Genomic DNA, 22,287 nt, shown 5'->3' with positions numbered 1-22,287 from the left:
CTTCGCCAATAAGACAAAGGATCAAAAAGTGGACGTGGAGGAGAGATATATCGTGTTTAGGAGAACTCTTAAGCACTCAATGTACGATGAGCAGCATGATATGCTAAAAATTCCCTCCGGAGGCCCCGGAGGGAGAGAATATTAGTGCAGCTTCAGGCGTGGTCGAATAACGCGGTTGATTCGTCCCACCAGCATCATCAGCCCGGTTTTGAAGTAACCGTGCAGGGCAATCTGGTGCATACGATAGAGCGAGATATAGACAAAGCGTGCAATACGCCCTTCCACCATCATAGAGCCGCGCATCAGGTTACCCATCAGGCTGCCGACGGTAGAGAAGTTCGAGAGCGATACCAGAGAACCATGGTCTTTATAGACATAAGCTTTCATCGGCTTACCTTTGTACTGCGCCAGAATATTGTGCAGTACCAGGCTTGCCATCTGGTGCGCTGCCTGAGCACGCGGAGGTACAAAACCGCCCTCCGGACGCGCGCAGGAAGCACAGTCGCCGATGGCGAAAATATCCGGATCGCGTGTGGTTTGCAGGGTCGGCTCGGTCACCAGCTGGTTAATACGGTTCGTTTCCAGCCCGCCAATCTCTTTCATAAAATCAGGCGCTTTGATGCCAGCAGCCCAGACCATCAGGTCTGCTTTGATGTACTCGCCATCTTTGGTGTGCAGGCCGCCGTCGTCCGCGCTGGTCACCATGGTTTGGGTCAGAACCCGCACGCCCAGCTTGGTCAGTTCATTATGCGCCGCACCGGAAATGCGTGGAGGCAGCGCCGGCAGGATACGTTCACCCGCTTCAACCAGCGTCACGTTCAGCGCGTCATTGGTTAAGCCTTTATAACCGTAGCTGTGCAGCTGTTTCACCGCGTTGTGCAGTTCAGCAGAAAGCTCGACGCCCGTCGCCCCCCCACCAACAATCGCGATATTAACTTTCCCGTTCGCACCCATATTGCTGGTGTACTTCAGGAACAGGTTCAGCATTTCCTGGTGGAAACGACGTGCCTGATGTGGGTTATCGAGGAAGATACAGTGCTCTTTTACACCTGGTGTGTTGAAGTCATTGGAGGTACTGCCCAGCGCCATGACCAGCGTGTCATACGGCAGTTTGCGCTCAGGAACCAGCAGTTCCCCTTTTTCATCGCGCAGCTCTGCCAGGGTAATGGTTTTGCTCTCACGATTGATATCCACCACGGAGCCCAGCTGGAACTGGAAATGGTGATTGCGCGCATGTGCCAGATAGCTCAGCGCGTCCACGCCCTCATCCAGTGAACCGGTCGCCACTTCGTGCAACAGCGGTTTCCACAGATGGCTATGGTTGCGATCCACCAGCGTAATTTTGGCTTTTTTGCCGCGACCGAGCTTCTTGCCTAACTGTGTAGCCAGCTCCAGCCCGCCAGCACCACCGCCGACAATCACTATCTTTTTCAATGGCGTAGTCAACGTGACCCCCTCAAATTATTAACCAATTGTTAATTAAAAGTTATAAAAATAACCCTTAATTAACAACAGGTTACAGCACTGAAACCATTCAGGTGCATTGAGAATACCACGTCAGGCGCATTGGTCATACCAAAATTGATATGCATCAAGTTTTGATGGCTTAAAAGTAGACAATTCTGGACAAAAAGAAAGCCCGGCGCTTTCGCGGCCGGGCCTGGCAGGTCGTACGCAGTGGCTTAGCCCAGGGTTTTGAAGGCTTTGATCCGCTGCAAATGCGGGGAGATGTTCTTGAATTTGTGGGTCTGTTCTTCATCCCAGACAATTTCGTAGTAATGATGCAGCAGCTCAGCCGCCCGGTGGCTGTTAAGGGCTTCATCATTACGCGACAGGATCACCAGACAACGGTCGCGGTTTTTCTCCCGAAAATTACTGACGCACTTGGTGGCAATATCGACATACTCTTCAGGGCGGTCAATTTTACCTTCCATGTTCTCATTCGGGAAAAGATTAGGATTGAACACCACCTGGCGGATATCGCACAGGAATCCAATTCGCTCTGCCCAGTAACCACCTAATCCCACGCCACAAATCAGTGGACGGTCATCGATGTTGAGCTGCAACATCTTGTCCACCTCTTTGAGCAGGTGCTGCATATCATGCTTTGGATGGCGCGTGCTGTAACTGATCAGCCGGACATCCGGATCGATAAACTGCAGTTGCAGGACCTTCTCATGATTACCAGGACTGTTTGAGTCAAAACCGTGTAAATAGATGATCATTGTCTTCTCACCACGCTACGCCTTCCGGGAGGATTTACAGGCTGGCTTTATGTGCCTGCCAGCGTTCATTCAGGGCTTCAAGCTGCGCGTTGACCGTCTTCCAGCGCGCCGAGTCCATCAGCTCCTGACGGCTAAATGAACCTTTATGATACAATTGTGTAACACGCTGTGCATTGATCGGCGACAGGTTATCCAGCACGCTGACGGCACCTTTACGATTATTGCAGACGAGGATCATATCGCAACCTGCGTCCAGCGACGCCTGACCGCGCTCCGCGTAGCTGCCCATAATCGCCGCCCCTTCCATCGACAAATCGTCAGAGAAAATCACGCCATTAAACCCCAGTTCCTGACGCAAAACGGTTTTCAGCCAGTGCGCGGACCCGCTTGCAGGACGCGGGTCGACGTCGCTGTAAATCACGTGCGCTGGCATGATAGCGTCCAGCTTGTTATCGGTAATCAGGGAGCGGAACACCGACATATCTTTGGCACGAATGTCAGCTTCCGGACGCGGATCGCGCGGCGTCTCTTTGTGCGAGTCGGCGGTCACCGCACCGTGTCCCGGGAAATGTTTCCCGGTGGTTTTCATTCCCGCATCGTGCATACCGTCAATGAAACAGCTCGCTATCGCCAGCGCAATACGCGGATCTTCATGGTATGAGCGTTCGCCAATGGCGGCGCTGATATGCCCCACGTCCAGAACCGGCGCAAAACTGATGTCGATATCCATGGCAATCATCTCGCTGGCCATCAGCCAGCCGGCCTCTTGCGCCAGTTTGCCATCCTCTTCCGTGCCCAGTAATGCCGCAAAAGATTGGGCGGCAGGCAGGCGAGTAAAGCCTTCGCGGAAACGCTGTACGCGTCCGCCTTCCTGATCGACGGCCACCACCAGATGATTGCGCGATGCAGCACGGATTTGGCGCACCAGTTCTCGCAGCTGCGCCGGATCGTGATAGTTGCGGGTGAACAGGATCAAGCCTCCCACCAGCGGGTGCGCCAGTATTTCACGCTCCTCCGCATCCAGTTCAAACCCTTCTACATCCAACATGACTGGACCCACACCAACCTCTCTTATCCTTTAGTTTGTAACTGACGCCAGGCATCATCTGCCAGCGCAATAAATTGTTTGTCTCGGGATTGCTGAAAGCGCATTTCAAACCAGCCAGCCATCAGCATGACGACCCACGGTCGCCAGCGCCTCACCTGACGCCTCAGGGCGTCGACATTCATGTGCGCTATCCGGGCGTAGTCGGTGATGAGCCGCTGCCGCGCAGTATCATCTTCCGACCAGACGGCCGCCAGCTCCAGCGCCACGTCTCCGTCACCGGCATACTCCCAGTCGATAAGCCTCGCACCGAGGGACGTATGAACAATATTTCCGGCATGAACATCCATATGCAGCGGCGAGAGCCGAAGCGGCTGCGGTTCGCCCGTTTTACGCAGCCGTTTTAGCTGTGCCAGCCAGAATGGGGTTCGCCTGTCGGCCGAAGCCTGCTGCCAGTATTGTTCAAGCAATGGCAGCAGCGTCACCCGCCACCCCAGACGCGATTGCCGGTGCAGATGACAGAGCATAGCCGCAAGCACTGCCGTTTCCGGTAGCGTGTTGCCGATCTCCCCTGCCAGATACTCCACGGCCATCCAGCCCTGGCGGTAAAAACGGGGCTTTGGCACCAGATCCGCCGGAAGGCGTTTCAGTGCCCGAAACTGACGGCGGAAATGGGATGCAGACGCTGAGGGATCGTGATTCTGCCGCAATACCAGACGTTGCTCGCCCTGCTCTATAATGCAACTCGCGCCGCCAAGCCCGGAAGGGGCCTGCGGCGCGATAAGGCGATACTGTGGAAAATAACGCGTCAGGATCTCTTCACGCGTCCTGTCAGAGTTGCGTAACGGCACCTTTACCTGACCAGATAATCTCGCCTGTCTGAACCAGCATCAGCTGCATCTGCAGGGCTGGCGTATTCACGTTACCGGTGGCACTGGAGTAAAGCACATACTGCGCACCGACGTTACGGGCAATCCCAATCGCCTTGCTGCGTGAACCGAGGCTGTCCTGCGGTGACAGGCCCAACTGCTGCTTGGCTACCGCGAGCTGCTGTGCCGAGACCAGCGTAAACTTACCGTTATTGGCCAGGGCATTGCGCAGGGTTTCTGTCGCTTCGCCCGCGTTCAGCGAACCGTTGGTACGGTTATTCACGCTATCAACCAGCAATACGCTGCCCGCGGTCACACCCTGAGCCTGCAGCATTTTGCCGACCATCGGTTGCATCGCACCGTTCCAGTCATAATGACGAACGCGCGGCGCAGGCTGCGATGTCTGATCCGGATGTTCAATTGGACCAGGCTGCGACGGAATAGACGGCACAGTCGGTACGGTTGGCGGCGGCTGCGTTGGCTGTGTCGGCTGCTCGGTACCCGGTTTGGCCTCTTCCACAGGCGCAGGCTCTTCAGTTCGGGTCACACACCCTGCGAGGAACAGAGCGAAAGCAGTCACGAGCGCATAACGGCTCAAATTTTTAATCAAGGTTCACCCCTTACAGATAAAGATAAAGTCTCACCTTATGTGCACCCAGATAGTTGGCGCTGCCATAGAGCGTTACCGACGATCTTGCCGGAATAGTGACGCTGCGTGGCGCTTCCAGCGGATGCATTTCAAGACCTCGTACGTCATACCAGAAAAAACGGTAGTGCACCGTCACTGGTTCTTGTCTTTCATTAAAGAGCGTAGAGGAAGCAGAAGAGTTGATTTCACTGATCGACAACGCAGGTTGTTGCGCCGTGATGCCCGCAGCAAGTACGGAGGATTCCATCACCAGCGTCTGTTCATCGCTGACGGGGATCGCCGGACGCGTGCTGCACCCTACGATCAACATCGTCATTACCAGCGCTGCAATACGCCCTTTAAGCATGTCAAAGACCTTTATGTGCCAGCATCGGCCCCAGAGGACGTCCACCCAGCAGATGCATGTGAATATGATAAACTTCCTGACCACCGTGGCGATTACAGTTCATGATGAGACGGTAACCGTCATCAGCAATCCCTTCCTGCTCAGCAATTTTTGCGGCCACTGTCAGCATACGACCTAACGCTACTTCATGCTCGGTTTTTACGTCGTTTACGGTCGGAATCAGAATATTAGGAATAATAAGGATATGTGTCGGAGCCTGAGGAGAAATGTCCCGGAAAGCCGTCACCAGCTCATCCTGATAAACGATATCCGAAGGGATTTCGCGGCGGATAATTTTACTAAAAATCGTTTCTTCAGCCATGACCTTTTCCTTTTTTGTTTAATCTGGCGTAGTGCGCCGCCATTAACACATTCTCAGTATTACTGTGTGACACAACACAAGAGTATGAGCGAGATTCTCCTGTCCTTTCAACCTTCTCCACCGATTTCTTTCCTGAATGTCCTCCAGCTGCCTGGAGAGTGAGCGCTGACGCGTCGCGATCGCCTGAAACATTATTTCTGTTCCTTTTGACACATCTGTTTACACCGTTAATCTCAATGCGTATATTTCGCATTTGCATTTTCATGCGCATTTTCAACATAGAAAACGACATCAGCCCGTACATGCGGGACTGATGCAGACCACCTTCACCATTCATTAAGGGTTTGATGATGTCTTTCATTACTCATACCAGGGATGGGCAACGCCAGCCTGTCGCAACACCTTCGTTGCTGGCAGCCTGTATTGCTATGGCATTGATGCCAATCGTCAGTTTTGCCGCCTCCACGACCGAAGATACGGTAGTTGTGGAGGGTGGCTTTGATAACGCACAGGATCCCTCCAGCGGACAGGATCAGGACTACAGCGTAAAAACCACCACCACCGGGACCAAACTGTTACTTGTTCCCCGCGATATCCCCCAGTCCGTCAGCGTGATTAGCCAGCAGCGCATGGCAGATCAGAACCTGCAGTCAGTCGGCCAGGTGTTAACCAACACCACCGGCGTAACGGCCCAGGTGCAGGACAGCGACCGCACCGTATTTTACTCGCGCGGATTCTTCGTCAGTAACTATGCGTTCGATGACCTGCCGACCTCCATCAGCGAAGTATGGAACTTTGGCGACACCGCCGCCGACACCGCCATTTATGACCGTATAGAGGTGGTTCGCGGCGCTACCGGGCTGATGTCCGGCACCGGTAACCCATCCGCCTACGTCAATATGGTGCGCAAGCACGCAGACAGTAACGTATTCAAAGGGAACGTCTCCGCCAGCTACGGCAGCTGGGACAAGCAGCGCTATGTGCTGGATTTACAGGCCCCGCTGGTAGAATCCGGCAAGGTGCGCGGTCGTCTGATCACCGGTTACCAGGACAACGACAGCGCTGTGGATAACTACCACTACCGTAAAAAATTCCTCTATGGCGTGGTGGATGCCGACGTCACCGATAGCACGACCCTCTCCGTAGGCTATGAATATCAGGAAAGTCACACCGCCGATCCTACCTGGGGCGGTCTGCCAACCTGGTATAGCGACGGAAGCAAAACCCATTACGACCGCAGCCAGACCGTTGCGCCTGACTGGGCTTACTCGGATAAAGACAACACCCGTATCTTTGCCAACCTGACCCAACGTTTTGACAACGGCTGGGAAGCGCACATCAACGGCATGCATGCGGAAACCCATTTCGACAGCAAACTGATGTATATGTCCGGCTATCCGGATAAAGAAACCGGGGCAGGCATGGTCGGCTACGGCGGCTGGAACCGCGGTGAACGTAAGCAGGATGCCATCGACGCCTTCCTGCGTGGCGATTTCAGCCTTTTTGGTCGTCAGCATGAGATGATGTTTGGCGGGAGCTTCAGCCGCCAGCGTAACCATTACGATAACAGCATGCCGGATGCGTTATACGGTATGGTGGATGTGGGTAATTTTAAAAACTGGAATGGCAATATCGCCGACCCGCAGTGGACACCGTGGAAGCTCTATAGCCAGGACGACATTCGCCAGTCATCGGCGTATACCTCGGCCCGATTCTCGCTGGCCGACCCGCTGCACCTGATCCTTGGCGCGCGTTACACCAACTATAACATTCGTTACAACCCGGCAGGCTCCCCGGATACCCGTCTGGAAAGTTCCAAAGATGACGTAACGCCTTATGCAGGACTGGTTTATGACATCAATGAAGACTGGTCGACCTATGTCAGCTACACCTCTATTTTCCAGCCACAGGACAAGCGTGACGCAAGCGGTCGTTACCTCGACCCTACGACCGGGAAAAGCTACGAAGCGGGGGTGAAAGCGGACTGGTTCAACACCCGCCTGACCACCTCACTGGCCGTTTTCCGTATTGAACAGGATAACGTGGCGAGCAATACCTACACCTATATGCCGAGCGGCGAATCTATTTATAAATCACTGGATGGCGTAGTCAGCAAAGGGATTGAATTTGAGCTAAACGGTGCACTGACCGACAACTGGCAGTTAACCTTCGGGGCGACACGGTTTATTGCAGAAGATAAGCGCGGGAATGCCGTCAGTTCCGATCAGCCACGCACGACCATGAAGCTGTTTACCCGTTATCAATTGCCTATGCTGCCGGAACTGGCGGTGGGCGGCGGGGTGAACTGGCAGAATAAAGTGTGGACGGATGTGGAGGGTGGCCCGGCAGGCCAGTCCCGTGCAGAACAGGGCAGCTATGCGCTGGTGAATCTCTTCAGCCGTTATCAGGTCACCAGGGATCTGGCCTTGCAGGCCAACGTTAACAACCTGTTTGATAAAAAATACTACGACTACGTCGGGTCATACGTTGTCTATGGCGCGCCGCTGAACGTCTCCGTCAGCGCGAATTACTCTTTTTAAGTTTCTACCCATAAAAAAGGCAGCCATTCGGCTGCCTTAGTCTCCCCAGGTCACAGCTTAGCTGTTGCGGATGTACTCATCCATTTCGGTTTTCAGGTTATCGGATTTAGTCCCGAAGATTGCCTGAACGCCCGAACCAGCAACAACAACCCCTGCTGCACCCAGTTTTTTCAGACCCGGCTGGTCTACTTTCGCGACGTCGGCAACGCTAACACGCAGACGAGTGATGCACGCGTCCAGGTTAGTGATGTTCTCTTTCCCGCCGAATGCGGCAACCAGAGCCGGAGCCATTTCGCTTGTCGCGGTGGCTTTGCTGTCTTCTGACGCATCTTCACGACCTGGTGTTTTCAGGTCCAGTGCTTTGATCAGCACGCGGAAGATGGTGTAGTAAACAACGGCATAGCACGCACCAACGATTGGGAACAGCCACAGTTTGCTGCTGTTACCGGACAGAACGATGAAGTCGATCAGGCCGTGAGAGAAGGACGTACCGTCACGCATACCCAGCAGGATACAGATTGGGAACGCCAGACCCGCCAGAACCGCGTGAATGATGTACAGGATCGGCGCAACGAACATGAAGGAGAACTCGATCGGCTCGGTGATACCGGTCAGGAACGAGGTCAACGCTGCGGAGATCATGATACCGCCCACTTTTGCACGGTTCTCTGGTTTAGCAGAGTGCCAGATAGCAATTGCCGCTGCCGGCAGACCGTACATTTTGAACAGGAAGCCACCAGACAGTTTACCTGCAGTTGGGTCACCCGCCATGTAACGTGGGATATCACCGTGGAATACCTGACCTGCTGCGTTGGTGAATTCACCAATCTGCATCTGGAATGGAACGTTCCAGATGTGGTGCAGACCAAATGGTACCAGGCAACGCTCGATGAAGCCGTAGATACCAAACGCCACAACCGGGTTCTGATAAGCAGCCCACTGAGAGAAGGTCTGGATAGCGGAACCGATTGGTGGCCAGATGAAGGACAGGATCACGCCAGTGAAAATCGCTGCCAGACCAGAAATAATCGGAACAAAACGCTTGCCCGCGAAGAAGCCCAGATACTCAGGCAGCTTGATGCGATAGAAGCGGTTGAACATGTACGCTGCAATCGCACCGGAGATGATACCGCCCAGAACACCGGTGTCTGCCAGGTGTTTCGCAGCGATCTCTTCTGCCGGTAAATGCAGAACCAGTGGCGCAACCACTGCCATGGTTTTCACCATGATGCCGTAGGCAACAACTGCAGCCAGCGCAGAAACGCCGTCGTTATTGGTGAAGCCCAGCGCCACACCGATAGCGAAGATCAGAGGCATGTTAGCAAAGACGGAACCGCCTGCTTCGGCCATCACGTGGGAAACTACGGCTGGCAGCCAGCTGAAGTTAGCAGAACCGACACCCAGCAGGATACCTGCGATAGGCAGTACGGATACTGGCAGCATCAGCGATTTACCGACCTTTTGCAGGTTAGCAAATGCATTCTTAAACATAATTGAGAGTGCTCCTGAGTATTTGTGCTTTTTTACGCTTTCACGCATTGGCCCGGGGGGAGTACCGTGCCGTGGACAGGACATCTAAGCGCCCTTTATTTATTACACAGAGTAAAATAATTCCCTCTGAGTTTGTTTGACGGCTATCACGTTTCAGCTTAAGACGGTCGAAAAACTTTCAGTTATTTACAAAAAGCGTTTCTGGATGTGTCTAAATACACCTTCACCGCCCCAAATGAGGCGGTGAACTTTACTCGTTTTATGTATTAATTACGAGCCTAAAAAAAACAGGCGTATCAAACAGATTGCAGGCGGGCGGGGTCGATATGGAACAGCGTAGAGAAGTTGTCCGTCGTGACGCGGGCCAGCTCTTCAATGCTGACGCCTTTAAGCACGGCCATGTACTCGGCTACGTCTCTCGTCATGGCTGGCTGATTTTCTTTACCGCGATGCGGCACCGGTGCCAGATACGGAGAGTCTGTTTCCACGAGGATGCGATCGAGCGGAACATAGCGCGCAGCTTCGCGGAGTTGCTCAGCGTTACGGAACGTCACGATCCCCGAAAACGAGATATAAAACCCTAAATCAAGCAGTTTACCCGCTGTTTCTCTGTCTTCTGTGAAACAGTGTAGTACGCCACCGCAATCCGTCACCTTTTCTTCCTTCAGGATCGCCAGCGTATCGGCGCGCGCATCACGGGTATGGACAATCACCGGCTTGTTGAGCTCGCGACCAATGCGAATATGATGGCGGAAGGATGCTTGCTGGCGCGGTTTCGTTTCCGGCGTGTAGTAGTAATCCAGCCCGGTTTCCCCCATCGCCACGACGCCCTCTTCTGCGGCCAGCCGGCGCAGTTCCTCAACGTCATACTCTTCATCCTGATTGAGCGGATGCACGCCACAGGAGAAAACAACGTTCTCGCGCTCGCCCACCAGCTCACGCATGGCGCGATACCCCGGTAGCGTTGTCGCCACGGCAAGGCAAAACTTCACATCACGGGCAGCGGCTTTGGCAAGCACGTCGTCCACGTTTTTATGCAGGGATTGATAATCCAGGCCATCAAGATGGCAGTGTGAGTCGACTAAAAACATAATGTCTCTCTCAGAGATGGGAAACAGGCGGTGTCACGCCTGGTTGCAGGTAATGTTCGATACGCAGCAACTGGTCGGTCAGTAAAAGCTCGCGATTAAGACCGGTCACTGTTAAAAGTTGTTCACGACTCTGACAGATATCGTGAAGGATAGCGTGTAATGATGCGCCTGACAGGCTGTTCGCCAGCGTGTTAACCAGCGGCCAGACGTCCGGGTTGGTCAGTAGCGTTGCCCCTTGCTGGAGTTTGAGCGCATCCAGAAGTAAGGAAGCCAGCCAGTGCAGACGTTCCGCGGCCTGATCGCCGTTAAGCACAGGCAATAAACTTAGCCAGTCGCGGCTGGTGATGGAAGACTCAACGGCCCGGCAGAGCGCGTCTCGCTGTGACCAGACCTCTGGCTGCAGTAATGCCAGCGCCGCCGCGGGTGCACCGCTGCTCAGGCGCAACGCAGAGAGCGCCCCTTCCTGTGACGTTGTCACCTCTCGCTCAAGCCAGCTCAGCGCCCATGATTCCTGAGGCACCGCGAGGTGATGAAGACGACAACGGCTGCGCAGCGTTGCCAGCAAACGCCCCGGGTCACGACAGGAGAGAAGGAACCACGTTTTCTCCGGCGGTTCTTCCAGCGTTTTAAGCAGCGCATTCGCCGCCGCCTCGGTAAGCTGTGCTGCGTCTTTGAGCCAGACGACTTTTGCGCCGCTGAGCCGCGCATGTTCGTACAATTTTTCACTGACTTCACGCACGGCATCAATACCGAGCGCGCTTTTGCCCTTCTCAGGCTCGAGCGTATAATAGTCAGGGTGCGTGCCCGCCTGCATTAACTGGCAGCCACGGCATTTACCACAGCTTTTATGGCCTTGCGGCTGCTGACACATCAGGAAGCGGGTGATGGCGTAAATCAATGCATCATCCCCCATTCCCGGCAGTGCCTGAATCAGTAACGCATGATGCCCCCGACCAGCCTGATAGCTTTCGATCAGCTTTTCAAAATGCGGGCGCAACCATGGGTACCATTTCATGCCTGTTGCTCCTGTAGCCACTGCGTAACCGTCTTCTGAATAGCGCGGGTGACCTCTTCCAGGGATAGCGTCGCATCAATGGTGCGAATACTGCCATCCTGATCCGCCAGTTCCAGATAGCGCGCGCGGGTACGGTTAAAGAAATCAAAAGACTCCTGCTCAATGCGGTCCAGCTCACCGCGAGCACGGGCGCGCTTGAGACCCACTTCCGGCGTCACATCCAGATAGAGCGTCAGGTCAGGGCGAAAATCACCCAGCACCGCATCGCGCAGCGTGGCCAGCATCGTCTGGTCAATACCACGCCCACCGCCCTGATAAGCCTGGGTCGACAGGTCATGACGATCGCCAATTACCCACTTGCCATTAGCCAGGGCCGGTTTAATGACCGTCTCCACCAGTTGCACGCGCGCCGCGTAGAACATCAATACTTCGGCTTTATCTGTGATGACCTCGTCACCTACGGATTTGATATCCAGCACCAGGCTTCGCAGCTTTTCGGCCAGTTGCGTACCGCCAGGCTCGCGGGTAAATACCATGTCCGCAACGCCAAGCGATTTGAGCGTATCCACCACCACGTTGCGGGCCGTGGTTTTGCCCGCCCCTTCGAGTCCCTCAATGACAATGTATTTACTGCGCATTTTTTTCCTTAAGTGCCTTCAGATAGTCCTGAACGGAGCGATTATGGCTGGCAAGGTTGGTGTTAAAGGTATGCCCCCCTTTTCCATCAGCCACAAAATAGAGATACGGTGTTTTAGCAGGATGCGCAGCCGCACGTAGGGAAGCCTCGCTCGGCGTGGCAATCGGGCCCGGCGGCAGACCGCTAATCACGTAGGTATTATACGCCGTTGGCGTCTCCAGATCTTTTCTTGAAATCTTACCGGTATAACTCTCGCCCATTCCGTAGATGACGGTGGGGTCCGTTTGCAGACGCATGCCGATACGCAGGCGGTTAATGAAGACCGATGCCACCTGATCGCGTTCGGCGGCGACGGCCGTCTCTTTCTCAATAATTGAGGCCATCGTGACAAACTGGTTTTGATCTCTGTATGGCAGACCGTCCATGCGCCCTTCCCAGGCGGAATCGACGGCTGCAACCATCTTTTTATGCGCCCGCTTGAGGATAGCCACATCGGTCGTGCCTGCGGTGTACATCCAGGTGTCTGGCCAGAACCAGCCTTCCACCCACTCAGGGTGTTCAAATTTCAGTACCTCGGCCACCGTCTGATAGCGGTCATCTTTCAGGGTATGCTTAATGTACGGAGCATCGCGCAGCTGCTCGAGATAATCGCTCAGGCGCATCCCCTCAACAAAACGCAGCGGGAACTGCGCTTCTTTACCGCTTTCCAGCAGCTGAAGCATCTCTTTGACGGTCATCCCCGGCGTAAAGCGATAGGTACCGGCTTTGAAATGAGACAGTTCAGGCTCGATACGTAACAGCCACTGAAACACGCGCGGACGGTTAATGATCTTGTCGCCATAAAGCTGTTCGCCAAGCGCCAGGCGGCCCGTCCCCGCTTTCAGGGTAAAAATCGTCTCGTCTTTAATCAGGATCTTACTGTTCGCCAGCTGACGAACTTTCCACACTCCCGCTCCGCCGGCAACACCCAGCGCAACGATAAGGAGGAGGACAAAGCGCAACATTTTCTTCATGACTATCGGGTTTGCTCACATATCGGGGCTAAAAACTGAAACAGCTCGCGCGAGGACAAGCTGTATTGACCATACGCGCGGACGGGTACAACCGGCATCAGCGCATTACAGATGATAATTTCTTCAGCCTGGTGCAGCGCCTCTTCTCTCGCGCTCACTTCGACAACGCGAAAGCCAGAGTGTGCCAGCTGCTGCAAACAAAACTGAAGCATAATCCCGTTGACGCCGGCCTGCTCGAGCGACGGCGTATAAACATCGCTCCCCTGCCGCCAGAGTAAATTAGCCGCACAGCATTCCGTAATAAACCCTTCGCTGTCAAGAACCAGCGCCTCATCAGCGTCCGTCTGTTCAAGATGAGTGCGAATCAGTACCTGTTCAAGGCGGTTGAGGTGTTTTATACCGGCAAGCATAGGGTTTCGCCCCAGACGTACCGGGCTGAGCGTTAGCGTAACGCCCTCTTCACGCCAGCGCAGATAATGAGCAGGACAGGCAGACACCGAAAGGATCCGCGTTGGGTGCTGGCAAGCTGTACCGCTGTATCCCCGGCCACCGCTGCCGCGGCTGATGATCACCTTCAAAACACCGCTTTGCTTCCCGGCCGCCAGCTGGCACATCTCCTGACGCAATGTGTCCCAGTGCGTGAAGGGGATCATCAAGGCTTCACAACCCTGCTGAAGACGACGAAGGTGCGCCTCGAGCAGGCAGACATTGCCGTCGAGAATGCGCGCTGTCGTAAAGCAGCCATCACCAAACTGAGTTGCCCTGTCACCAGCAGGCAGCGTGTTTTGCTCAAGGCCATTGATTAAAAACATGGTGGCTCCTTATGCGTGGGCATTTAGTCTGGCAGGATGCCATGCAGCCGACAAGAAGATTAGGCTTAATAAAAAAGGCCCGACAAGCGGACCTTTTTTAATCGCCATGATGCAGTCAGGCTCAGATCTTTTTGAAGATCAGTGAACCGTTAGTACCACCAAAGCCGAAGGAGTTACACAGGGTGTACTCCATACCACTTACCTGACGCGCTTCGTGAGGAACGAAGTCCAGGTCACAACCTTCATCCGGATTATCCAGGTTGATGGTTGGCGGAACAGCCTGATCGCGCAGCGCAAGGATAGAGTAGATAGACTCTACTGCACCCGCCGCACCCAACAGGTGACCGGTCATGGATTTCGTGGAGCTCACCAGCACGCGGCTGGCGTATTCGCCGAAGATAGACTTAACAGCCTGAGCTTCTGCTTTATCGCCTGCAGGCGTAGAAGTACCGTGCGCGTTAACGTAACCAATGTGCTCCGGGGTAAGACCCGCGTCGCGAATCGCGTTGGCCATTGCCTGCGCGGCGCCCGCACCATTTTCTGGTGGTGACGTCATGTGGTATGCATCGCTGCTCATCCCGAAGCCGACAACTTCAGCATAAATCTTCGCGCCACGTTTTTTAGCATGTTCGTACTCTTCAAGTACGATCATACCCGCACCGTCACCCAGCACGAAACCGTCACGGTCTTTGTCCCACGGACGGCTTGCTGCCTGCGGGTTATCGTTGCGGGTAGACAGCGCACGCGCTGCACCAAAGCCACCCACTCCCAGCGGAGTACTGGCTTTTTCCGCACCGCCCGCAACCATAGCATCTGCATCGCCGTACGCAATCATGCGCGCGGCCTGGCCGATGTTATGCACGCCAGAGGTACATGCGGTAGCGATAGAAATGCTTGGCCCACGCAGGCCGAACATGATGGTCAGATGACCTGCCACCATATTAACAATCGTGGACGGAACGAAGAACGGGCTGATTTTACGCGGGCCGCCATTCATCAGAGATGTATGGTTTTCCTCGATCAGACCCAGACCGCCAATCCCGGAACCGATAGCGGCACCGATACGGGTTGCGTTCTCTTCCGTAATTTCAAGGCCAGAATCCTGCATGGCCTGAACGCCAGCGACAATGCCATATTGAATGAAGGCATCCATCTTGCGCTGTTCTTTGCGCGAGATGATCTCTTCACAGTTAAAATCCTTTACTAAGCCAGCAAATTTCGTTGCATAGGCGCTAGTATCGAAATGGTCGATTAGGCTGATGCCGCTCTGACCGGCAAGGAGAGCTTTCCAGGTGGACTCTACGGTATTGCCGACAGGAGACAACATGCCAAGTCCGGTCACAACTACACGACGCTTAGACACGTTTGTCCTCCAGGGAGGGATAAAAAAGGGATTCGTGGGACAAAAAAGATAAAACTCAGGCGGTCGAATGACCGCCTGGAGATGTTCACTTACGCCTGGTGACCGTTGATGTAATCAATGGCAGCCTGAACGGTGGTGATCTTCTCAGCTTCTTCGTCCGGAATCTCAGTATCAAACTCTTCTTCCAGAGCCATTACCAGCTCAACGGTGTCAAGAGAATCTGCGCCCAGGTCTTCAACGAAGGAAGCGGAGTTCACAACTTCTTCCTGCTTAACGCCCAGCTGTTCGCCGATAATTTTCTTAACGCGTTCTTCGATAGTGCTCATACTCTTAAATTTCCTATCAAAACTCGCTTTCGCGATGGTTTTCGTAGTGTATAAAATGTTGAAAAATTTGCAACTAAATCCCGGCAGTTCTTACCACGATTTTACGTTATTTTGAGGCCATTCGCCCTAATAACGCAAATATTTTTCATCGTGATTAAACCATGTACATCCCGCCGTTGACGTGGAGGGTCTCACCAGTGATGTAACCCGCTTCGTCAGAGGCTAAAAATGCAACCGCGCTGGCAATTTCTTTAGGGTCGCCTAAGCGGCCCGCTGGAACAGCTGCCAGCGTACCCGCACGCTGCTCATCAGTTAGCGCACGCGTCATGTCCGTTTCAATAAAGCCCGGAGCAACAACGTTTACAGTAATACCGCGGGACGCAACTTCACGTGCCAGCGACTTACTGAAACCGATCAGACCTGCTTTCGCCGCAGCGTAGTTAGCCTGACCAGCATTTCCCATGGTACCAACCACAGAACCGACAGTGATAATACGACCATGACGCTTTTTCATCATAGCGCGCATTACCGCTTTTGACAGACGGAATACAGATGACAGGTTGGTTTCGATGATATCGTTCCACTCGTCGTCTTTCATTCGCATTAACAGGTTATCACGAGTGATCCCGGCATTATTTACCAGAATATCCACTTCGCCAAATTCTGCGCGAATATTTTCCAGAACAGATTCGATAGATGCAGGTTCGGTCACATTCAGAACCAGACCTTTACCGTTCGCACCCAGATACTCGCTGATGGCCTTAGCGCCATTCTCGCTGGTTGCTGTACCAATCACTTTCGCGCCGCGCGCAACCAGTGTTTCAGCAATTGCACGCCCGATACCGCGGCTTGCGCCAGTGACCAGGGCAATTTTTCCTTCAAAACTCATGGTATTCCTCTTTTATTGCGAGAGTGCCGCTGACATCGCGTCCGGCTCGTTAATTGCCGAAGCAGTCAGGGTGTCAACAATACGTTTTGTCAGACCGGTGAGGACTTTACCTGGGCCGACTTCATACAGATGCTCAACGCCCTGAGAGGCCATAAACTCAACGGTTTTGGTCCACTGTACCGGGCTGTAGAGCTGGCGAACCAGCGCATCACGGATAGCGTCCGGCGAGGTTTCGCATTTCACATCGACGTTGTTCACAACGGAGATTGTCGGTGTGTTAAAAGTAATTTTTTCAAGCTCAACGGCCAGTTTATCGGCAGCAGGTTTCATCAGTGCGCAGTGGGACGGTACGCTGACGGGCAGCGGCAGAGCGCGTTTCGCACCTGCAGCTTTACAGGCTGCACCAGCACGTTCAACCGCGTCTTTATGACCGGCGATAACCACCTGGCCTGGCGAGTTGAAGTTAACGGGAGACACCACCTGACCTTCAGCGGATTCTTCACACGCTTTTGCAATCGCAGCGTCATCGAGGCCGATGATAGCAGACATGCCACCGGTGCCTTCAGGTACTGCTTCCTGCATGAACTTACCGCGCAGTTCAACCAGACGCACCGCGTCAGCAAACGCGATAACACCGGCACACACCAGCGCAGAGTATTCACCCAGGCTATGGCCCGCGAGCAGCGCTGGCGCTTTACCGCCCTGCTGCTGCCAGACACGCCACAGCGCAACGGACGCCGTCAACAGCGCTGGCTGAGTCTGCCAGGTTTTGTTCAGCTCTTCGGCCGGTCCCTGTTGGGTCAGCGCCCACAAATCATAACCCAGCGCAGCGGAAGCTTCACGGAAAGTCTCTTCGATAACCGGATACTTTGCTGCCATTTCAGACAACATCCCAACGGCCTGAGAACCCTGGCCCGGGAACACAAAAGCAAATTGCGTCATTATTTAATCCTTATACTAGAAACGAACCAGCGCGGAACCCCAGGTGAACCCGCCACCAAAGGCTTCAAGCAAGACCAACTGGCCCCGTTTGATTCGTCCGTCACGTACAGCTTCATCAAATGCGCACGGTACTGACGCCGCAGAGGTATTGCCGTGACGATCCAGCGTCACCACAACGTTATCCATCGACATGCCCAGCTTTTTAGCGGTCGCGCTGATGATGCGCAGGTTCGCCTGATGCGGCACCAGCCAGTCGAGTGCGGAGCGGTCAAGGTTATTCGCTTCCAGCGTTTCATCGACAATGTGCGCAAGCTCAGTCACCGCCACCTTGAACACCTCATTACCGGCCATCGTCAGGTAAATAGCGTTATCCGGATTAACGCGATCGGCGTTAGGCAGGGTCAATAATTCGCCATAGCTGCCATCGGCATGCAGATGCGTAGAGATGATTCCCGGCTCTTCGGACTGACCGAGCAGTACCGCGCCCGCACCATCACCAAAAATAATGATCGTCCCACGATCGGTTGGATCGCAGGTACGTGCCAGCACGTCAGCACCGATGACCAGCGCATATTTCACGGCACCGGATTTAACATACTGATCGGCAACGCTCAGCGCATAGGTGAACCCTGCGCACGCTGCGGCAACGTCAAATGCCGGGCAGCCTTTAATGCCGAGCATGTTTTGCACCTGGCACGCTGCGCTTGGGAAGGCATGCGTGGCAGAGGTCGTGGCAACCACGATCAAGCCAATCTGATCTTTATCAATGCCCGCCATTTCGATAGCACGCTGCGCGGCTTCGTAACCCATGGTCGAAACGGTTTCGTCTGGCGCGGCAATACGACGTTCACGGATACCTGTGCGCGTGACAATCCACTCATCAGACGTATCTACCATTTTTTCAAGATCGGCGTTGGTACGCACGTGTTTTGGCAGGTAGCTGCCGGTACCTAAAATCTTCGTATACATGTACGCTCAGTCACTTTTAGCTAATACAGATTCCAGGCGAGCGGCAATCCGCTGAGGGACTTGTCGCTGCACCGCCTGCACTGCCTGTTCAATGGCGACAGTAAATGCTCGCTGATTGGCGGCACCATGACTCTTAATCACAATGCCGCGCAATCCTAACAGACAGGCGCCATTATACTGGTCGGGGTTGAGGTGACTGAATCGCCGCGTCAGGCTTTTTTGTAACCAACGCTTTAATAAAATCAACCACCAGGCGCTTTTTTTTCCTTCTCCCTGCGATTTAAGCAGTGAGAGAAACATTCGCACGACCCCTTCCATGGTCTTCAACGTTACGTTCCCGGTGAAGCCATCACACACCAGAACATCCGTTTTCCCCGTCAGCAACTCATTGGCTTCGAGATAACCAATATAGTTGATGGAGGGAACCTGTTTGAGCAATTCGGCAGCTTCGCGAATACTGTCCAGGCCTTTGGTCTCTTCTTCACCGATGTTCAATAACGCAACACGGGGATTGTTTATCCCGACCACTTCTTCTGCCAGCACCGACCCCATCACGGCAAACTGAGCCAGCATTGTACTATCACAATCGACGTTAGCACCCAAATCGAGCACCACGGTCTTGCCCTTCTGCTGATGCGGTAATACCGTCACCAGCGCCGGACGCTCAATACCTTCAATAGGTTTGAGCAACAATTTCGATAGCCCCATCAGCGCGCCGGTATTTCCCGCACTGACGCAAGCCTCCGCGCGTCCTTCCTTCACCAGCTCCAGCGCCATTCGCATAGAACTGCCCCGGCTATTGCGAATCGCCTGCGATGGACGTGCATCACTGGCAATAACTGACTGCGCAGGAATAATCTGCAGACGCGAACGTTGTTCGAAGTCAGCTTTTGCAAGTAATGGCGTGATTGTGTCGGGATTGCCGACTAAAAGAAGTGTAAGTTGCGAATTAGAATTCAGTGCCTGCAAAGCTGCAGGCACTGTCACGGAAGGGCCAAAATCCCCTCCCATGACATCTAACGCCAGGGTTAGACGTGTCAAGGTATCGTCACAGCCTGGTTCGGTAAATTCCCCGTTTGCACGGGGAAATCCTCACTAAGCCTAATCACGCTGACGCGTGATTACTTAGTGATAACCTTGCGGCCGCGGTAGAAACCGTCAGCGGTGATGTGGTGACGCAGGTGTTTCTCACCAGAAGTCTTGTCTACAGACAGGCTGGTAACTGCAGTCAGCGCGTCATGGGAACGACGCATGCCACGTTTGGAACGGGTTGGTTTATTCTGTTGTACGGCCATGGACCTTACTCCTCAATTACTTACGCTTTAAGCTGGCTAATACGGCAAATGGGTTTGGTTTTTGCGCTTCATCAGGCAGTTCCCCAAAGACCATGTCCGCCTCGGACACTTCACAGTGTTCAGATTCATGCACCGGAACGACTGGCAAGGAGAGGATGATTTCATCTTCAACCAGAGCCAGAAGATCGATTTCACCGAATTCATTAACTTCAATCGGTTCATACGCTTCCGGGAGTGCTTCAGCCTGTTCGTCAGAACGGACCGGACTGAAACAATACGTTGTGTGAACATGCTGTACAAACGGTTTCCCGCAACGCTGACATTCGAGGGTTACCGTCACCTTTGCATCGCCGGTTAAAACGGCGAGACGCTGGTTATCGATAGCGAACGACATGGAGCATTCTACATCACTGTCCACACTGACTACGGATTCGGCGACACGCTCAGCCTGATCGGAAGTATAAATACCTTCGTAATCGAGGCGTTTTTGAGCCGTGCGAACCGGATCAAGAGTCAGGGGTAATTTTACCTTTTGCATAGGGCGCGCATATTAACTTTGTAACGTCATATAGTCAAAGAAAAAGGCAACCACAGCTGCCTTTTGCCAATTATTCGCACACATTGCGGCCTGTAGTTTAAAATGGCTGGCATCGATACGCTATATCTGGTGATAAAAATATGCCAAATCTCGTTCTTGCCTCCACCTCACCCTACCGCCGAATGTTGCTGGAAAAGCTCGGGATCCCGTTTGAATGCGCGGCGCCGGAAGTTGACGAGACGCCGCAGCCGGGCGAATCACCGCGTCACCTGGTCACCCGTCTTGCGAAGGAGAAAGCGCAATCACTTGCCGCACGCTACCCTTCGCATTTGATTATAGGCTCCGATCAGGTTTGTGTGCTGGACGGTGTTATCACCGGAAAGCCGCACACTGAAGCGAATGCCTGCCAGCAGCTTATGCAAGCGCGGGGCAATATCGTCACCTTTTATACGGGTCTGGCACTCTACAACTCCGCCTCGGGTCACCTGCAAACCGAATGCGAACCTTTCGACGTCCATTTTCGCCATCTTAGCGAGCAGGAAATCGCCGACTATGTGCGTCGGGAGCGACCGCTCAATTGCGCCGGAAGCTTCAAAAGTGAAGGTCTGGGGATTGCCCTGTTCGACAAGCTGGACGGACGTGACCCGAACACGCTGGTCGGGTTGCCGCTGATAGCATTGTGCCAGATGCTCAGACGCGAGGAGTGTAATCCGCTGAAGATGTGAGTGTTACGGGTGATGCATCACTTACCGGTCTGGGAGACCTCAGGCCGGTAAGTGCCAGCCAAATCAGCCGCGCAGCACCTTCAGGCAGCGTTTTAACTGCTCATCAAGGGGGGCTTCAATGCGGATTGTTTCGCCGGTATTCGGGTGAGTGAACGTCAGTGCCGCCGCATGAAGGAACAGGCGTGACAACCCGGTGCCCGCCAGTTGCTTATCAAACTCCCTGTCGCCATAGCGGTCATCAAATGCGATCGGATGACCGGCATACTGCGTATGTACGCGGATCTGGTGGGTACGGCCGGTTACCGGGCTGCAGCGCACCAGCGTGGCGAACGCATAGCGCTCTTCCACTTTGAAACGCGTCTCAGACGGCTTCCCTTCCTGATTCACACGGACAATGCGCTCACCGCTTTGCAAAATATTCTTCAGCAAAGGTGCCTGCACCGCCTTAACGTGGGACTGCCAGTGGCCGCGAACCAGCGCCAGATAATCCTTCTGCATCCCTTTTTCACGCAGCTGCTCATGCAGGGAACGCAGGGCAGAACGTTTTTTTGCGACCAGTAGCACGCCGGAGGTATCGCGATCGAGACGGTGAACCAGTTCAAGGAAACGGGCTTCAGGGCGCAGCGCACGCAGGCCTTCAATCACGCCAAAGCTGAGACCACTCCCGCCATGGACAGCGGTACCTGACGGTTTATTCAGCACCAGGATATGATCATCCTCATAAAGGATAACGTCACTCAGGGCGGCCACTTTCTGCAACCTGGGTGAAACGACCTCTTCTTCGCGTTCCGCAACACGGACCGGCGGGATACGCACTTCATCACCGGCTTCGAGTTTGTACTCAGGCTTCACGCGTTTTTTGTTAACCCGCACTTCACCCTTGCGCAGGATGCGGTAAATCATGCTCTTTGGCACGCCTTTGAGTTGGGTACGCAAAAAGTTATCGATACGTTGCCCCGCGTCGTCTTCCGCGATGGCAACCATTTTTACGGCTGGAGTCTCTGTTTTCATGGTTGGCGATTCTAAATATCGTCAGCCATTAGCGCCACTCATTTTTCTATGCTTATATTTACTTTTATCCGGCCTGTCCCCTGTTTCACGCAATCGATTTGGTGGTTATTAAACCAATCACCACCTTGAAGTGAA

At 54.0% G+C, this 22,287-nt stretch carries 25 protein-coding genes; 2 read left to right on the top strand and 23 right to left on the bottom strand.

Features of this window, described 5'->3' with window-relative positions; all coding sequences use genetic code 11:
• Positions 1-141: 141 nt before the first annotated feature.
• The 8 genes from BH714_RS04615 to BH714_RS04580 all read right to left on the bottom strand — a co-directional run bounded on the left by BH714_RS04615 (position 142) and on the right by BH714_RS04580 (position 5,856).
• Entirely contained in the window at positions 142-1,446 is a 1,305-nt protein-coding gene (locus BH714_RS04615) for an NAD(P)/FAD-dependent oxidoreductase (protein ID WP_025204449.1), read from the bottom strand.
• A 236-nt stretch (positions 1,447-1,682) separates the two neighbouring features.
• Positions 1,683-2,225, bottom strand: coding sequence for an alpha/beta hydrolase YcfP (gene ycfP, locus BH714_RS04610; RefSeq protein WP_013097106.1), 543 nt, complete (start codon positions 2,223-2,225; stop codon positions 1,683-1,685).
• A 34-nt stretch (positions 2,226-2,259) separates the two neighbouring features.
• On the bottom strand, positions 2,260-3,285 hold the full coding sequence (gene nagZ, locus BH714_RS04605; RefSeq protein WP_040017151.1) for a beta-N-acetylhexosaminidase: 1,026 nt from the start codon (positions 3,283-3,285) through the stop codon (positions 2,260-2,262).
• 11 nt (positions 3,286-3,296) lie between these two features.
• Entirely contained in the window at positions 3,297-4,121 is an 825-nt protein-coding gene (thiK, locus tag BH714_RS04600; RefSeq protein WP_040017150.1) for a thiamine kinase, read from the bottom strand.
• Complete coding sequence (gene lpoB / locus BH714_RS04595; RefSeq protein ID WP_014169586.1) at positions 4,102-4,749, bottom strand: penicillin-binding protein activator LpoB; 648 nt, start codon at positions 4,747-4,749, stop codon at positions 4,102-4,104. The genes thiK and lpoB overlap by 20 nt, the downstream gene beginning before the upstream one ends.
• Positions 4,750-4,759: 10 nt before the next feature.
• Positions 4,760-5,134 carry a YcfL family putative periplasmic lipoprotein gene (locus BH714_RS04590; protein WP_014169585.1) on the bottom strand — a complete coding sequence of 125 codons (375 nt, stop codon included), beginning with the start codon at positions 5,132-5,134 and terminating at the stop codon, positions 4,760-4,762.
• Position 5,135: 1 nt separating this feature from the next.
• Positions 5,136-5,495, bottom strand: a complete 360-nt coding sequence (gene hinT, locus BH714_RS04585) for a purine nucleoside phosphoramidase (RefSeq protein ID WP_014169584.1) — start codon at positions 5,493-5,495, stop codon at positions 5,136-5,138.
• Positions 5,488-5,856, bottom strand: coding sequence for a hypothetical protein (locus tag BH714_RS04580; RefSeq protein ID WP_040017149.1), 369 nt, complete (start codon positions 5,854-5,856; stop codon positions 5,488-5,490). The genes hinT and BH714_RS04580 overlap by 8 nt, the downstream gene beginning before the upstream one ends.
• On the opposite strand from BH714_RS04580, the gene fhuE reads away from it, so the two are divergent.
• Positions 5,846-8,035 (top strand): ferric-rhodotorulic acid/ferric-coprogen receptor FhuE, encoded by a 2,190-nt coding sequence (gene fhuE / locus BH714_RS04575; protein ID WP_040017147.1) that lies wholly within the window; start codon positions 5,846-5,848, stop codon positions 8,033-8,035. The two genes, BH714_RS04580 and fhuE, sit on opposite strands and share 11 nt — an antisense overlap.
• Positions 8,036-8,092: 57 nt before the next feature.
• Here fhuE and ptsG read toward each other — a convergent pair whose 3' ends face one another.
• From ptsG to yceD, 14 genes are all read right to left on the bottom strand, one after another.
• Positions 8,093-9,526, bottom strand: coding sequence for a PTS glucose transporter subunit IIBC (gene ptsG, locus BH714_RS04570; protein WP_014169582.1), 1,434 nt, complete (start codon positions 9,524-9,526; stop codon positions 8,093-8,095).
• 296 nt (positions 9,527-9,822) lie between these two features.
• Positions 9,823-10,617 (bottom strand): metal-dependent hydrolase, encoded by a 795-nt coding sequence (locus tag BH714_RS04565; RefSeq protein WP_014169581.1) that lies wholly within the window; start codon positions 10,615-10,617, stop codon positions 9,823-9,825.
• A 10-nt stretch (positions 10,618-10,627) separates the two neighbouring features.
• Positions 10,628-11,632 (bottom strand): DNA polymerase III subunit delta', encoded by a 1,005-nt coding sequence (gene holB, locus BH714_RS04560; RefSeq protein WP_040017145.1) that lies wholly within the window; start codon positions 11,630-11,632, stop codon positions 10,628-10,630.
• Positions 11,629-12,270 carry a dTMP kinase gene (gene tmk, locus BH714_RS04555; RefSeq protein WP_040017144.1) on the bottom strand — a complete coding sequence of 214 codons (642 nt, stop codon included), beginning with the start codon at positions 12,268-12,270 and terminating at the stop codon, positions 11,629-11,631. Before tmk ends, holB begins: the two co-directional genes overlap by 4 nt.
• Complete coding sequence (gene yceG / locus BH714_RS04550; RefSeq protein ID WP_040017143.1) at positions 12,260-13,282, bottom strand: cell division protein YceG; 1,023 nt, start codon at positions 13,280-13,282, stop codon at positions 12,260-12,262. The genes tmk and yceG overlap by 11 nt, the downstream gene beginning before the upstream one ends.
• A 2-nt stretch (positions 13,283-13,284) precedes the next feature.
• Entirely contained in the window at positions 13,285-14,094 is an 810-nt protein-coding gene (gene pabC, locus BH714_RS04545; RefSeq protein ID WP_040017142.1) for an aminodeoxychorismate lyase, read from the bottom strand.
• Between the two features lie 121 nt (positions 14,095-14,215).
• Positions 14,216-15,457, bottom strand: coding sequence for a beta-ketoacyl-ACP synthase II (gene fabF, locus BH714_RS04540; RefSeq protein WP_014169576.1), 1,242 nt, complete (start codon positions 15,455-15,457; stop codon positions 14,216-14,218).
• An 89-nt stretch (positions 15,458-15,546) separates the two neighbouring features.
• The gene (gene acpP / locus BH714_RS04535) at positions 15,547-15,783 is read right to left on the bottom strand and encodes an acyl carrier protein (RefSeq protein WP_003857954.1); all 237 of its coding nucleotides are present in this window, start codon (positions 15,781-15,783) and stop codon (positions 15,547-15,549) included.
• Positions 15,784-15,937: 154 nt separating this feature from the next.
• Complete coding sequence (fabG, locus tag BH714_RS04530; protein ID WP_014169575.1) at positions 15,938-16,672, bottom strand: 3-oxoacyl-ACP reductase FabG; 735 nt, start codon at positions 16,670-16,672, stop codon at positions 15,938-15,940.
• A gap of 12 nt (positions 16,673-16,684) precedes the next feature.
• Complete coding sequence (gene fabD / locus BH714_RS04525; protein WP_014169574.1) at positions 16,685-17,614, bottom strand: ACP S-malonyltransferase; 930 nt, start codon at positions 17,612-17,614, stop codon at positions 16,685-16,687.
• A 15-nt stretch (positions 17,615-17,629) separates the two neighbouring features.
• A complete protein-coding gene (locus tag BH714_RS04520; RefSeq protein ID WP_014169572.1) occupies positions 17,630-18,583 on the bottom strand; it encodes a beta-ketoacyl-ACP synthase III in 954 nt (317 codons plus the stop codon).
• Positions 18,584-18,589: 6 nt separating this feature from the next.
• Positions 18,590-19,624, bottom strand: a complete 1,035-nt coding sequence (plsX, locus tag BH714_RS04515; RefSeq protein ID WP_014169571.1) for a phosphate acyltransferase PlsX — start codon at positions 19,622-19,624, stop codon at positions 18,590-18,592.
• A gap of 80 nt (positions 19,625-19,704) precedes the next feature.
• Positions 19,705-19,878 carry a 50S ribosomal protein L32 gene (gene rpmF, locus BH714_RS04510; protein WP_003857964.1) on the bottom strand — a complete coding sequence of 58 codons (174 nt, stop codon included), beginning with the start codon at positions 19,876-19,878 and terminating at the stop codon, positions 19,705-19,707.
• Positions 19,879-19,894: 16 nt separating this feature from the next.
• Positions 19,895-20,416 carry a 23S rRNA accumulation protein YceD gene (gene yceD / locus BH714_RS04505; RefSeq protein ID WP_014169570.1) on the bottom strand — a complete coding sequence of 174 codons (522 nt, stop codon included), beginning with the start codon at positions 20,414-20,416 and terminating at the stop codon, positions 19,895-19,897.
• Positions 20,417-20,556: 140 nt separating this feature from the next.
• Here yceD and BH714_RS04500 point away from each other — a divergent pair, with 140 nt between their 5' ends.
• Entirely contained in the window at positions 20,557-21,141 is a 585-nt protein-coding gene (locus BH714_RS04500) for a Maf family protein (RefSeq protein WP_032677877.1), read from the top strand.
• A gap of 63 nt (positions 21,142-21,204) precedes the next feature.
• On the opposite strand, the gene rluC is transcribed toward BH714_RS04500, so the two are convergent.
• A complete protein-coding gene (gene rluC / locus BH714_RS04495) occupies positions 21,205-22,152 on the bottom strand; it encodes a 23S rRNA pseudouridine(955/2504/2580) synthase RluC (protein WP_014169568.1) in 948 nt (315 codons plus the stop codon).
• Positions 22,153-22,287 lie beyond the last annotated feature (135 nt).

It is taken from the genome of Enterobacter ludwigii, assembly GCF_001750725.1.
Taxonomy (GTDB): Bacteria; Pseudomonadota; Gammaproteobacteria; order Enterobacterales; family Enterobacteriaceae; genus Enterobacter; species Enterobacter ludwigii.
This window is presented reverse-complemented; position numbering and strand designations above follow the sequence as displayed.

Bases quoted from the DNA above. Each gene is read 5' to 3' on its own strand.
- ycfP (WP_013097106.1), bottom strand. From the start codon at position 2,225: ATGATCATCTATTTACACGGTTTTGACTCAAACAGTCCTGGTAATCAT.
- BH714_RS04590 (WP_014169585.1), bottom strand. From the start codon at position 5,134: ATGCTTAAAGGGCGTATTGCAGCGCTGGTAATGACGATGTTGATCGTA.
- hinT (WP_014169584.1), bottom strand. From the start codon at position 5,495: ATGGCTGAAGAAACGATTTTTAGTAAAATTATCCGCCGCGAAATCCCT.
- fhuE (WP_040017147.1), top strand. From the start codon at position 5,846: ATGTCTTTCATTACTCATACCAGGGATGGGCAACGCCAGCCTGTCGCA.
- BH714_RS04580 (WP_040017149.1), bottom strand. From the start codon at position 5,856: ATGAAAGACATCATCAAACCCTTAATGAATGGTGAAGGTGGTCTGCAT.
- ptsG (WP_014169582.1), bottom strand. From the start codon at position 9,526: ATGTTTAAGAATGCATTTGCTAACCTGCAAAAGGTCGGTAAATCGCTG.
- BH714_RS04565 (WP_014169581.1), bottom strand. From the start codon at position 10,617: ATGTTTTTAGTCGACTCACACTGCCATCTTGATGGCCTGGATTATCAA.
- holB (WP_040017145.1), bottom strand. From the start codon at position 11,632: ATGAAATGGTACCCATGGTTGCGCCCGCATTTTGAAAAGCTGATCGAA.
- tmk (WP_040017144.1), bottom strand. From the start codon at position 12,270: ATGCGCAGTAAATACATTGTCATTGAGGGACTCGAAGGGGCGGGCAAA.
- yceG (WP_040017143.1), bottom strand. From the start codon at position 13,282: ATGAAGAAAATGTTGCGCTTTGTCCTCCTCCTTATCGTTGCGCTGGGT.
- pabC (WP_040017142.1), bottom strand. From the start codon at position 14,094: ATGTTTTTAATCAATGGCCTTGAGCAAAACACGCTGCCTGCTGGTGAC.
- acpP (WP_003857954.1), bottom strand. From the start codon at position 15,783: ATGAGCACTATCGAAGAACGCGTTAAGAAAATTATCGGCGAACAGCTG.
- fabG (WP_014169575.1), bottom strand. From the start codon at position 16,672: ATGAGTTTTGAAGGAAAAATTGCCCTGGTCACTGGCGCAAGCCGCGGT.
- fabD (WP_014169574.1), bottom strand. From the start codon at position 17,614: ATGACGCAATTTGCTTTTGTGTTCCCGGGCCAGGGTTCTCAGGCCGTT.
- BH714_RS04520 (WP_014169572.1), bottom strand. From the start codon at position 18,583: ATGTATACGAAGATTTTAGGTACCGGCAGCTACCTGCCAAAACACGTG.
- rpmF (WP_003857964.1), bottom strand. From the start codon at position 19,878: ATGGCCGTACAACAGAATAAACCAACCCGTTCCAAACGTGGCATGCGT.
- yceD (WP_014169570.1), bottom strand. From the start codon at position 20,416: ATGCAAAAGGTAAAATTACCCCTGACTCTTGATCCGGTTCGCACGGCT.
- BH714_RS04500 (WP_032677877.1), top strand. From the start codon at position 20,557: ATGCCAAATCTCGTTCTTGCCTCCACCTCACCCTACCGCCGAATGTTG.
- rluC (WP_014169568.1), bottom strand. From the start codon at position 22,152: ATGAAAACAGAGACTCCAGCCGTAAAAATGGTTGCCATCGCGGAAGAC.